Annotated in this window: 6 protein-coding genes; all 6 read right to left on the reverse strand. The window is 37.8% G+C overall.

Going from position 1 to position 14,239, the window contains the following annotated elements:
• Window positions 1-73: 73 nt before the first annotated feature.
• A complete protein-coding gene (locus tag PQ463_RS09885; RefSeq protein WP_274257589.1) occupies window positions 74-7,357 on the reverse strand; it encodes a pectinesterase family protein in 7,284 nt (2,427 codons plus the stop codon).
• Window positions 7,358-7,522: 165 nt separating this feature from the next.
• Window positions 7,523-8,449 carry an alpha/beta hydrolase gene (locus PQ463_RS09890; RefSeq protein WP_274257590.1) on the reverse strand — a complete coding sequence of 309 codons (927 nt, stop codon included), beginning with the start codon at window positions 8,447-8,449 and terminating at the stop codon, window positions 7,523-7,525.
• A 117-nt stretch (window positions 8,450-8,566) separates the two neighbouring features.
• Window positions 8,567-9,556: a pectinesterase family protein gene (locus tag PQ463_RS09895; RefSeq protein ID WP_274257591.1), complete on the reverse strand. Its 990-nt coding sequence runs from the start codon at window positions 9,554-9,556 to the stop codon at window positions 8,567-8,569.
• A gap of 12 nt (window positions 9,557-9,568) precedes the next feature.
• Window positions 9,569-11,248, reverse strand: coding sequence for a glycoside hydrolase family 28 protein (locus PQ463_RS09900; protein WP_274257592.1), 1,680 nt, complete (start codon window positions 11,246-11,248; stop codon window positions 9,569-9,571).
• 22 nt (window positions 11,249-11,270) lie between these two features.
• Complete coding sequence (locus PQ463_RS09905; RefSeq protein ID WP_274257593.1) at window positions 11,271-12,491, reverse strand: glycoside hydrolase family 88/105 protein; 1,221 nt, start codon at window positions 12,489-12,491, stop codon at window positions 11,271-11,273.
• Window positions 12,492-12,496: 5 nt separating this feature from the next.
• Complete coding sequence (locus PQ463_RS09910) at window positions 12,497-14,140, reverse strand: glycoside hydrolase family 43 protein (RefSeq protein WP_274257594.1); 1,644 nt, start codon at window positions 14,138-14,140, stop codon at window positions 12,497-12,499.
• Window positions 14,141-14,239: the final 99 nt, after the last annotated feature.

Genomic DNA, 14,239 nt, shown 5'->3' on the forward strand with positions numbered 1-14,239 from the left:
TGATGATTTAATTTTTAAAACATAATTTTATCAGTTCGGGACGAACAATAAAATCTCATCCCGAATCTTAGATTTATTTAACGATAATTCTAGCTGTCTGCTCTGTCTTAAGACTCTTAATGAAATAAGCTCCAGAGGGCAAATCTGACACCGAAATCTCCGTTTCGGAACCAATGACATCAACTTGTTTAACTAAAAGCCCGTTCATACTAAAGATTGCCAATTGATCAAATTCTGCACTTGATTTCAAGGTAACTTTTCCTGTAGCAACAGTTGGAAAAACTAAAAACTCGCCCAGCTTTTTCCAGCGCCCGTAAAGCGTGAAATTATCTTTCTGAGTAGTTCCAAAACCTGTTATTTCTTTTGAGTAAAAAGCGTCAGCATACCATCCTAAAAATCGATATCCCGAGCATTGCGCCTCTTCCAGCGTAAAAGCAATTCCGGTTTGTGCGCTTGTTTTATTTGGATTAATAGCTCCCGCAGGCAGATTCAAATATGAAATGCTGTAAAAAGTCGGCGCTTCATCCTGTTTGTTGTTTCCACCAGCTCCCCAAAAAGCATAGAAAGTCTGATTTCCTGTCGCCGTAACTGCAATTTCTTTTATTGAATTCGGTACCGTTGCCGAAGTTGACCATCCAAAAAATGTATAGTCTTTTAAGGTTGGAATCGGCAATGATAATGCTGAACCTTCCGTATACTCCATTGGGGTTAAACCAGAAATTGCTTTACCATCAATCGAATTTAGGTATGAAACACCAGATTTTACAATAGGTTTGGGATCAGGTTTGTTATTTCCTCCTTCTCCCCAGAAAGCGTAAAACAGTTGATCTCCTGTTGCTGCTGCAGGAATTGTTTTCAATAATCCTGGCGTGGTTGCAGTAGCCGACCATCCAAAAAAGGTATAGCCTTCTAATTTTGGAGTTTTTAAGTTCGTTACGACTCCTTCCATATATTCCGCCGGAGAAAGTGCTATAGCTTTTCCATCAATAGAATTTACATAACTGATTTTAGAAAATTTTGCATCAGCTTTTAACCATCTCGGATCTCCTAATGCTCCTCCTTCTAAAGAGGCTTTCGCTAAAGGTGAATTTTTAGAAAAACTAAAATTTCCTTGCCCTGGATTTGGGTACGCGAGTGCTGTTAATCCTAACCCAATTAAAGTCTTAACATTGGTTTCACTAACCATCACTGCTCCTTTAACTGTTTGAGAAGAAACTCCAACAAAAAGATTATTGTCTAAAGCTACTTTTCCTGCTCCGGCAGAATTATTAGAATTGAAGAGATAAATTGGTTTTGAATTTTCTCTTTCGTCCTGCATAATATTATTTTTGAAAGAGTAAGCCGATGCAGCACTGTACTGATTGTCTACAAACACAAATCCGTTTCCAGCTGCATTTCCTGAATTATAAATCGTATTGCTTTCAAAAGTGATGTTTAACGTTTGAACTGCGGCATTTTCGTTTTGAAGGATCAAGAAACTGTTTCCTTTTTCGTAATTGAAAATAGTCGAATTTTTAACCGAAATAGAATTTACAATATGCGAATCAAGCTGCATAAAACTTCCTCCAGCTGCTGCACTTCCATCAATAATACAGTTTTCTAAAGCAATTTTAGAAATAGAATTCTCAGCAGTTCCATCAGTTACTAATAAACTTTGTTTGATTCCTTTAATTGAGGCATTTTTTATTTCGAAACTCGATACGCTTGCTCCTTTTTTCAACTGAAGCAGATTTGCTCCAGCATTTGTCAAATCAAAATCAACACCATCAAAACTAAAGCTTCCCGAAACAATTTCTGGATTTTCTGAAGCAAAAGATCCCGCAAAAATAGGTTTCGCGCCTGCATCTGGAACAAAAGCATATTTATGGTTTTTAACCGCTAGATCTGTTGTCGTCGTATATGTACCGCTCGCCATAATAAATTTAGAGCCGTTTTCTGCCGCATTGTACTTCTCAACAAAATTCTGCGGATTCACATACACATCTAAACTGCCATTTTGATTTGATATAATATTATCTACAATACTGTTGATGTAAACTTCAACGTTAGTATATTTTCCGTCAATTGTTTTTAAATTGCCATCAGCAGAACTTGCAGGATTTAATCCTTTTTCTGTTTCCCATTTATCAGGCATACCGTCACCATCTGTATCTGTTGGCGCTTCTCCAGAAGGCAATACTGGCCATCCGCCTGTTGCTGAAGGCGTGTCGATATAGCCGTTAGTGCTTCCGTTACCTCCATTCATAATACTAGCTTTGCCAGAACGCGTGTCGTCTACCGCTCTCTTATCGACAGCATCTCTGTATAGATTCGCTCCTGCATTTTCCAAAACCAATTCATATGCTTTTGTTGCGCTATGAGTTGTAATTTCGCCGAAAGCGTGGGGTGCACTGATTTTCAATGCAGCTTTATCTGCATCGCTTACAGGAAGCTGGCTGCCATGAAATTGGCTGTAAACCCCGTATGTCCAGTTATCCTGCGTTGCTCTTTCCGATCCTACCACAAAATTTCCGTCAACAAAATATTTCCCCCAAATTCCGTATAATGGCGAAGTTGCGTCTAAACTTCTGCCCGTTGACAGAATACGTTCCTTAGTAGAATTTGATGTTCCTGGCCCAGGTTTCCAGTAATTGTTTACCAGATTTACATTCATCGCATCTCCGCCATAACAGCTATTTCCTCCCCAATTGTAAATTACGTTGTTGCGAATATCTACTAAATCAGTTTTTGCAAAAATATCATTTGCATATTCTCCCAACCTCGGATTGCGGCTATCATGATGCGCTAACAGATTATGATGGAATGAAGCATTCTTTCCGCCCCAAACACCACCATATCCGTGGGCTCCTTTTGCGTGAACAGAATTCCTAAGGCTTTCAGAAATAATACACCATTGCAGCGTAAAGTTCTCATTTTGATAAAAAGAAACGCATTCGTCTGTTGACCAGCTCATAGAGCAGTGGTCTACAATGATATTTTTTTGAAAACGTCCTCCTAAAGCATCATTTTCCACATCATGGGTATCTCCCATTCTAAAGCGCAAATAGCGAAGAATAATGTTATTTCCTCTTACTTTGACATTATAATCTTTTAAAGTGATACCGCCTCCTGGAGCTGTTTGTCCTGCAATTGTAATATTATCGGTAATATTCAATTCGCTTTTTAACTCAATATTTCCAGAAACTTTAAACACAACAATTCTAGGACCAGCCTGACCAATCGCATCTCGAAGCGAACCCGCTCCCGAATCATTCAAATTGGTAACATAAATTACTTTTCCGCCACGGCCGCCAGTTACATATTTTCCATAACCTTCAGCACCAGGAAACGCAGGAACAACATCATTGTCCCCACCTGCTGCTTCTTTTTTAACTTCGATTTTTCCTTCTCCGTTAAAAAACTCAGGATTTGTCGTTTTATCGTAAATTCCTTCTTTAAAATCTACTCCATTAATAATAAGTTTTTGAACATTTAAAACAGTATTCAACGACGCTTTCCCATTTTCTGTGATATTTAGATTTAAAGTGGAACCAGCTGCACGTTCATGGCTAAAAATAACATAATTATCCTGACCGATTTTAATAGTCCCAGAGCCAAAAGCATTTGCAGAAGCGCCTTCAATTACCGTTGGATAATTTAATGTTGGAAATTTTGTGCTTTTCTGTGTAAGATCCCAATTACCGATAAATTCACTGTTATCACCTTTAAGAAGCAGAGTTCCTGTATTGGCATTCACTCCCTGACCAATATTTAAAGGCGAAATGATTCCGTCTCCTGAAACAGGCCCGCTTAAAGTCATTATGGTTTGATTGGCAATACCAGAAATCATTTCGAATTTTACATTTCCAGAAATAACCATTGGCGCTTCTAAAGTCATTCCCGCACCGCTTGTATTGTAATATACTCGCGTTCCTTCTTTAAAAGTCAGGACGCCGGTAGCTTTGTGAGCACCTCTCAAGCGAAGTGTCCCTGCGCCAGATAAAGTCATATCGGCAGGAAAAACTGTAGCTGTTGTTTCAATTTCCTTGGTACAGGAAACGGTTTTGCCTACAATTGGCATAACAGCTGGATTATAGTTTCCTGCATTATCCCAGCTTTTGTTCACAGCAGCTGTAAACTCATAATCAAAATTAGAAGGCGGCGTAACTTCATTTGGTTTATTATTTCCTCCAACTCCCCAGAAAGCATATAAAGTCTGGTTTCCTGTTGCTGTGGCAGCAATTTCATTTAAAGTATTTGCTGTATTGCCAGAAGATGACCATCCATAAAAAGTATATCCTGCTAAAGTTGGAGTTGGCAATTTTACTACTGTACCCTCAGTATATTCTGTTGGCGTTAAACCGATCAGAGCTACTCCGTCTATTGAATTTAAATACGTAATAGAAGATTTAGATGCTCCTCCATTAATAGCCATACTGATACTATTCAAATCGCTTAATCCGCCGTATTCATTTGCTGCTTGCACGGTATAAGTATAAGTTCCCGCAGTTGTTGAAGCATCTGTAAAAGTAGGTTCGATTGTAATGCCTAAAATTTTACCTTCTTTACTGATCACATAACACATTGCATACGGATTTTCATCCCATTTTAAAGTGTTAGCAGCAGATACAACAAGATTTGAAGGTTTTGCGATTTGCTCCACCACCCTACGCGGATCCCATTTGTCTGTTCCGCTTAGTACATTTTCAATCGTAAATTCATCAGCTTGCGCTTTAGTCAAAACAGGATTATAATTTCCTGTCTGTGCCACGCCATTTACAGTAAATATATTGGTTCTATTGTCGGTATTCACAGCAACTCCATTTGCGTTAACGCTATTATATTCGGCAAAAAGTGCTGGCACTGTTCCCATACTTGCCCAACCAGCCGTATTGGGTTCAGTCATCATTTTTGTATTCAGATAAACTGCTCGTGGTGCATTTTGCCAAGGACGTCCCAAATAATAGCTTGTAGCTGCAGAAATCGTGTTGTTATTGAAAATATACCCGTATTGCGTAGCTGTATCATGATTTGGAGCTACAATATAACCGGAAGCAACCGAAACCAATTTACAATCTTCAAACCAATGCGTTCCTCCACCACAGATAAAATCAACATCTCCTTCGATTGTAGATTTATAGTAAAAACTTCTTTTTCCTCCCGTTACCTGCGTATCCTGTTTGCTTCTAAGTCGAACTCCATTATAAACATTTCGATCTCCTGCGGGATTCAAAGCAGGTCTTTGTCCAGAAGTTGTGATTCCATCCTTGTGTTCGATGGTTACATTTTCCATATACAAATCATTGGCTTCAATAGAAAGAACAGCGTTTTTAATTCCCCAACCTGGGTTTCCTTGCAGAATTACTTTGTCTTTAGATTGTGCAATTAGCGAAACGTTATTCTTTCCTGATGGTAGCTTTAAAACTACATCCTGCGGATTTGTGCCGTCTCCACCCAAATTATAAGTTCCGTTTGTAATTAATACAAAAAAACGTGACGCCGAAATACTGGGCGCGGCATTAAAAGCTTCTGCAATTGTTTTTACATATTTTCCTGAAGCAATCTGATCTGCTGTAGCATCTGCATCTACAATTAAATCAAATTTACGTTTTGTTGGAATTGGCTTTTCCATTGTTTTAAATGACAAAGTAAGTGCTGAACCGTCATTTCCGGAAAGATCTTTTACAAATCCTGCTGGGAGCGTAAAAGTATATTGTTTGTTATATTCTAATCCGAAATAGCTGAATTTAACTGTTTTGTTTACAAATTCGGCGTTTAGGTTTTTGCCATTTAAAACAGCATTTCCCGTTCCTAACTGAACCTGTTCGTTATAATTTAAAATAATGCTTCCATTGGCTGCCACAGAACTTGCTGCCTCTGACGGAAATGAAGATTCTAAAATTGGCGCAACTTTATCTGTAATCAAAACCTCATCGGCTTTTATCATTAAATTGGACAGAATTGTTGCTGTAACATCAATTGCCGAACCGTGTTTTGGTCCGTTTACATTTGGAAACCATCTTAAATAGATTTTTTCTTTTCCTTCGGCTTCAGTAGGAAGAACTCCGCCAATATTGGTAATTGTTCCTGTATTGATAGTCGTTAAAGCCGAAACATTTACAAAGTTTACCCCGTCTAAGGAATACTGAAATGTCCACTCATCACATCCATAATAATAGCCTAATAAACCCGAAGCGACATTTATATTTTTATAGCCAACAGTTGAAAGTGTAGTCATAAAATAATAAAAATTCCCTCTTTCGGTATTCCAGACGCAAAACCCGTTCTTTCCTCCTCGATTTTGGAGTCTGACATTGGGAGCAAAAACATTATCTGCCAAATTATAGGCAAATAGCTGCGGTCTGTTTTCTACCTTTGAATACAATTCAGCCACTCTCGGATTTGCATATTGATCATTCTTAAATGTCCATCCTGCAATAAAAGTCTGATTAGCATAGGTTCCTGTAACCGTTTTATTTTCATTCATCACTACAGAAGTGCTTAATGACGTAGATCCGTCAGCCCAGTTGCTGAATTTTATAATATCATTTTCTACAGCCGTAATCGTAACATTGGTACCGCTTTCGTAAACTGAAAATGCACCATCTTTTCCCGCAGGAGAAACAGTATAATCACCTAAACCAAAAGCTCCGTTTACATTAACATTTAAGGCATAAGTGGCTACTGTCTCGTATTGAGCAATAAGTGTTGCGTCAGCATTTAGAGTATAAGTTAACGGATTTGCTGTTGAAACAATAGCTCCTTTATCATCTACCCATTGCTTAAAATTGTAACCAAAATTTTTATTGGCAGTGAGTTTTATTTCGGTTCCTTTTGCAAATGTAGTTCCAGCAGGATTAAGCGTAACAGTTCCAGATGAGGCCGGATTGACATCTACAGTCAATTTGTGCGTCACAGCATTTGGGTTGTCAGTTACTTTTTCGAAATAATCTACGTTAAACAAATATCCTGTTCCTGGCCCAAGAAAAACAAGATACAGATCGTATGACCCCGTAGTTGGCGTGATGGCTGCCGAGAACTTCTTGTAATCGGTAAAGCTTGTGCTTCCTGAGATCGTTGCAGAACCAATTAAAGTTCCTGTTGCAGAACCCAATCTAAATTCAATTGTTCCGCCAGTAGCTCCTGCTGCAGCAATATCAAAACGGGTAACAAACTCGGTAAAATTAACTGCATTAAATTTAATCCAAGTATTGTTCTTTATGTAACCAACGTTTCCGCCTCCCGAGCGGGCGGCATTCGTTTCGGCTCGTGCTCCTGAAGCCTGATTAAAAGTTTCAGCTTCAATTTTCTCAATGGTCTGAGAAAACCCCATAACTGTATACAGCGTGAGGAATAGATAAATAAATTGTTTTTTCATTTTGGTTTAAATATGGTTTTAGTTAGTAATAATTTCAAAAGGTTTTTTTCCTATTTTTCAAATCCTATTGATAGTTTATAAATTTTAATTATCAGTTAAAAAAAATTGGACGCGTATGAAACAGTTCCGGTTTTGCCAATGCGTTTTTGGTTCAATAATTCTGCTTTAGTTAAAAACTTTAGTTAAAAATTGATCTATGTATTGAATTGTCGGTTCAAACCACGGATTGAAAAGACAAAAAGCGTGCGGTGAATTCTCAAATTCGTGAACCTCAGAATAGATTCCGTTCTCAGTTAAAATCTTTCTGAAATCATCTCTGCCAGCATGCATTTTCGGGATCGAACTGTTGATAAATAATGTCGGTGGAGCTGAAGCGTTTGCATAAGACAAAGGAGAAGCAGTTTCCCAAAGTTGCGGGTTGTCTTTCATGGAATACCCAATCCACTGCGCACTTGCGCCAAAATTTTTAGTGTCTTTCATTTCACTGCTTTCGGGATGAACAAACGATAACGTTCCGTCGATATCAACTATCGCATTTATTTGAGATTTGGATTTTGAATTGGTTATATCTCCTTCAAACAAAGGCATATTTCCCGTTACGCCCATAAAAGCAGCTAATTGTCCTCCAGCAGAAAATCCGAGAGAAACAATTCGATCAGGATTTACATTATACTTTTCGGCATTTTCTCTTACCCAGCGAATCGAAGCTTTGAGATCATAAATCGCTGCCGGAAAAAGCGCTTCTGTAGAGTGCCGGTATTCTGGTGTAAAACAAACATAACCAATACTTGCTAATTTCTGCGCCATCTGATGGTGTTGATCTCGGCTTCCAGATCGCCATCCTCCTCCATGAATAAGAATAATGGCTGTTTGTTTTTCTTTTTTATTATTATTGAAAAAAACATCGAGTTTCATTCTGCGTTTACCGTAACTGCAGTACACAATATCGTTCTTCTGCACAACATCATCAAAATGCATTTCGGGAACCAAAGTCGTGTTTGGGAAATACTTTACCGTTTTCTTGTAAGCGCTTTTGTTATTGAAAGAAGTATCCCTAACTTGAGTAAGTCCCTCCAGATATTGTGCATTCATCTTTTGAAGAAATAAGATGCAAACCCAAATAAACACTGCTTTAAATTTTCTAATTTGAAACTTCATTCCTTATTTATTAAATTGATTGTCAATTCCAAAAGATGAATTCTAAATACCTTAATTCGGTTTCCAATCATTGAAAATTGCTTTCATCGAATATTCCCTTTTAAACTGTTCTACGGAAAGCTGATGTGACCAATTGACACGGGATGCTGTATTTGCTCCTGTTGATTGGTATTCGGCATAAAAGACTGTTTTTTCTGCTTCTTGTTTTCCCCAATTGTGCCAGCCTTGCGGTTTTATGTGCGAACCCATATCGCATTTCAGAAATACAGTTCTAGCATAATTTCTCCAAGGTCTTCCTAAGTAATAAGAGCTATCTCCAGAATTTGACGTTAGTTTACAGTTAAGAAAAACAAAACCATATGGATTTGATTCTGGTGTATTGGCAGCAGTAATATAAGAACCTCCTTTTTTGGAGAAGATTTCACAATCCTCAAAAACTGCGGTTGAACCACCAAAAATAAAGTCCGTTGTTCCTTCTATATAACAATTTTTATAATATTGTCTGCTTTTGCTTTCTCTCGGATATAAAGTATCTTGGAAACCTAAAAATTTACAATTTTCGAAGATGATTTTATCTCCATCGATTCTTACAGCAACAGCTTGCCCAACTGGACCAGATGAATTCTCAAACGTAATATTCTGAGCTGTAAAACTATTTCCGCTGACAATAAAACTCGCTGATCCGGAAGTTCCGATTGTTCCTCCTTCACCATTCGATTTTGAAGCATAATCATCATAAGTCAGTATTACATTTTCTTTACTTTCTCCAATCAGCGTTATATTGTTTTTATTTAAAGCCAATTCTAGTTTCTCTTTGTAAATACCATTTTTTACAAAAATTTTAGTTTGTGAGGTTTTAGACAATGCTACCGCATTAAAAGCTTCTTGCACAGTTTTAAAATCTCCTTTTCCACTAGCATCCACTATGAAATCACTGGATTTGACTTCCTTTGAATTTTCCTTCATTTGATCTATGGATTCATTTCTAAATGAAAAATTCAAAAAGAAAACCGAAGCAGCTAAAAAATTGAATAGTATCATATTGTCTTTTCTTTAGTTTACTACTCTAACCTCACCTTTTACGGATTCTAAAACTTTTAGGTCTTTATTCAGAACTATTTTATTTCCATTTGTTTTTAATGAAATATCTTTTGTTTCTAAACCTCCAACCCAAAACATCTGATTTTCTCCAGTCGATTTAAGTCCATCCAAACTCACATTCTTGCAGTTTGAAAAACTCATTGCAATTCCAGGTTTAGCTAATCTCAAATCAAGGTTTTTAAAAGCGATTTTGCTTGCATAATTTAACTGAACACCAACTTCTGAACGGATTATCATATTCTCAAATTCAATATTGGCAACTGGCATTTCTGGAATTCCCATAATTTTTAAAGCCTGAGCCGCACCGTTTACAGAAATGTTTTTGAAATACATATTTTTAAAGGCAGGTGTTTCTTCCGTAATTGGTTCTTTGGCCACCGTTACTTCTCCCGTTTCTTTGTCTTCAGATAATGATTTTCCGAAATAATATAAGTTGAAGTTGATGGCGTCTGTTGGAATATTATTCATACGAATGTCTTCCATCCAAATATTCTCCACTACACCGCCACGGCCTCGAACCGATTTAAAGCGAAGTCCGCAATCTGTTCCGTTAAATGTTAGATTTTTAGCGTATATATTTTTAACGCCTCCCGACATTTCGCTTCCAATAGTAAAACCTCCATGTGCGTGGTACACCACACAATCTGTAATTACAAATAATTCTGTTGGTTTTGCACGGTCCCTTCCTTCTTTATCTTTTCCAGATTTAATGCAAATGGCATCGTCCCCAACATCAAAACGGCAGTTGGTTACCGTTCCGATTCTGCAAGATTCTAAATCCAAACCGTCTCCATTTTGAGAATACCACGGATTACGAATCGTTAAGTTGCGTAAAGTAAGATGTTCGCACATTAACGGATTGACATTCCATGCAGGAGAGTTTTGAAAGGTAACGCCATCTAAAAGCAGTTTCTTGCAATTGACCAAACTTACCATAACAGGGCGAAGAGCTTCTTTGTAAGGTTCCATATTTTCCACAGTTTCCTTTTTAGGCAATTTGCTTCTTTCTTCATTCCCCTCATAAGCGCCTTTTGAAGGATACCAGATTTTTCCATCCTTAGACAAAACTCCGCCAGAATTCACTAAATCGCTCCATTGTCCAGCCGTCATTTTTCCGATTTTAACAGGTCTCCACACAGCACCGTTGCCGTCAAAAATGCCCTGGCCTGTAATGGCGATGTTTTCTAAATTAACGCCCATAATAGGCGATTCGCAGCGAATCACTTTATTTCCTTCAAAATAAGATTCTATCAGTTTATATTGTTTTAAATCACTCGTAAAAGAAACAAAAGCACCATTTTCAGTATGAAGATTTACATTGCTTTTCAGCTTAATTGGTCCTGTTGTCCATAGACCCGCGGGAATTAGCACCACTCCGCCACCCGATTTAGAGCATTTTTCAATTGCCGAATTAATAGCATTGGTACAAAGCTGTTCTGTATTTGGAACTGCGCCAAAATCAACAATATTTAGCGTATCACTTTTGAACTTCGGAATTTGAACTTCTGGCATTTTGAAAGGAATTTTCAAAGAGGCATCAGGCCTATTTGAACCTCCCTTTTTTTGGCTAGAACCAGATAATGCCATTAGAAGAAATGCCGTTAAAAGAAGTGTCCTTTTAATTTTTATCATAATTCATTATAATTTTGAAAGATTATTTTTTGTCTAGAAACTTTTGCAATTCGATACCAGCCAGAATATAAGGGCCAACTGCTTTGGCGTCGTTTTCTCTTATAGGTTCTGAAATATAGTATTCGAAAGAACCGTTTCGGTCTTGAGGATTTTTACCGCCCAATCCTGCAACGGCACAGCATTTTGTAATCGATATGGTTCCGTCTGGATTTTCTTGTATAAATTCTTTCTGAATTCCGTTAAATCCTTTTTGTGCCGATTTCAGGAACTTTTTGCCAACATAACCTTTGTTGTACGCTTTTGAAAATGAATACACAAACATCGTGGAACAAGTCGATTCCAGATAATTGCCTTTTCTTCCCGGCTGATCCATTACTTGCCACCATACTCCAGTTTTAGAATCTTGCCCTTTTAGAACAGCATCAAAAACTTTTTCTACAATGTTGATTAAATCTTTTCTTTTGGAATGATTTTCTGGAACAAAGTCTAGAATATCAACCAAAGCCATGCAATACCAGCCTTGTGCGCGTCCCCAAATATGCGATGAAGTCCCAGTAGTTTTGTCTGCCCAGAATTGAGCGCGTTTTTCATCATAACCATGAAAATTCAAACCTGTTTTGGCATCAAAAGTATGTTTCTGAATCAGTTCTGCTTGCAGAATCGCATCGTCAATTGCCTTTGAATCATTAAATGCTTTTCCGTATTGCGCAGAAAAAGGATCCGCCATATAAACGCCGTCCAGCCACATCTGCCACGGATAACTTTTTTTATGCCAATAACCGCCGTCTGAATTTCTCGGATGTTCTTCTAATTGTTTGTGCAATACGTACATCGCTTTTTTATAGCGCGGATCATTGGTCTTTTGATAAATCTCAAAAAGTATTTTTCCTGAATTTACAAGATCCAGGCTGTATTTCTCGATTTCATATCCGCCTTGAATATTTCCATCCTTATCAATTAATTGATCCGCATAAGAAAGTCCGTAATTCCAATACTTCTGATTTTTGCTATACTCATAAAGTTTTTGATTAGCTAGTGCTACTAAACCATTGGTATAATTCCATTTCGGATATTTTACACCATCCAAAAACACAGGATTTGGAACTCGTTTCTGATCTGAATCAGCCATTTTTTTTGCCCAGTCAATTGGCGCTACTTCTTTTTTGTCTATTTGCTTTGATTGTCCGAAAGAAACCAAACCAACAAATAAGACAATAAAGCAATAGTTTATTTTATGTTTCATATCTCTTAATTTTCTTCGATCCTAAACCAATCGTAGTCGGCATAACTGCTGTCATTAATAGTTTTAGAACCTGTTGCAAAAAGTCCGATTTTAGCACCAACCCATCTTCCTGCGGATGGCTTAAATGATTCTCCTAGCTTTTTAAAATTCTTTCCGTCCACACTGTAATAAAAAGTAACTTTAGCATCAAAAGGTTCTTTATTCTGAACCATTTCTACTTTGGCGCGTAAACTCACTTCTTTTTTATTTATAGGAATAGAAGCCGCTTCTTTTTCTAATTCTTTAGATGTTCTCGCACTTTTTAGCGAACGCTGCACCAGATTCAAATTGCCCATCTTATCCTGTTCAATTGCTACATAAGCGTAATCTTCACCAAATACGATCAAACCTGAGCTGCATACTCCTGCATCTGGGTTATTTTCGAAAGTCAATTTTGCTGTTGCCGTAAAATTGGCACCTGGAAATTTTTGCAATAACAGATTCGGCATCATCCACATGGTTTTGTTTGCTTCTTTTCTCGGAATGCAATTCAGACGCAAAAAACCAAGATTTGCAGATGACCATCCCCAATGTTCCGCAGGATTCTGATTGGCCTGCCACTGCCATTGCAATCCGTATTGATGGCTATTAAATTCGTCTGAAGAAACCAATGGTGTTGCGGGATAATTTTTGCCTACGTTTGGTTTGGTCCATTGCATGACAGGCTCTCCAATTCCATCTTTGTTGGCATCTTTTCCCATAATTGGCCAACCGTCTTTCCAAGTCACAGGCTGCAGATGAACAACCCGTCCATAAGCCCAGCGATCTTGAAAGTGTAAAAACCATCCGTCTCCATTAAGCGTTTCGACATAACCTCCCTGATGTGGTCCATTTACAGGAGAATCTCCTTGGTTTAAAACCACTTTAAATTCATAAGGTCCCCATACATTTTTAGAACGCATTGCCAATTGCCATCCTGGTTTTACGCCTCCTGCAGGAGCCATAACCCAGTAATAACCGTCACGTTTGTACATTTTTGAACCTTCAACAGTGGTATGCCCTTTATGTCCATCAAAAACTAACGAAGAGTTTCCAATTAATTTGGTTCCGTCTGGAGTCATTTCAGAAAGCATTAAAACTGTTTTCACATTGGCACGGCTTCCTGCAAAAGCATAAGATAAATAGGCTTTTCCGTCTTCATCCCAAAACGGACAGGTATCTATGATTCCTTTGGCTTCTTTTACTAAAACGGGTGCTTCCCAAACACCTGCTGGATTTTTAGTTTTAACCATAAATATTCCAAAATCAGGATCTCCCCAATAAATAAAATATTCTCCATTATGATACCGAATAGAAGGAGCCCAAACGCCATCGCCGTGACGAACGGTGCGATAATGTTCTAATGGGATTAGATTTTGCAATGCATATCCAATCAATTCCCAATTTACAAGATCTTTGGAATGTAGAATAGGAAGTCCGGGAACACTGTTAAAACTAGATGCTGTCATGTAATAACCAGCTTCTCCTTCGCAAACATCTGGATCAGAATAATCTACATGCAAGACTGGGTTTTTGTATTTTCCGTTTCCTAAATCAGCGTTCCAGCCTTGTGCACCTGCTGCTAAACACCAAAATAATGCTAGAGCGAGTAGTAATTGTTTGAATTTCATTTTATTGATTTTATAATATAATTCGGAGCTATTTTTCTAAGCTAATTTTCATCTATTGCGAAAGACAGTACATTGAAGTATCCTCAACCACAAGGATAC

The organism is Flavobacterium sp. KACC 22763, assembly GCF_028736155.1.
Classification (GTDB): domain Bacteria; phylum Bacteroidota; class Bacteroidia; order Flavobacteriales; family Flavobacteriaceae; genus Flavobacterium.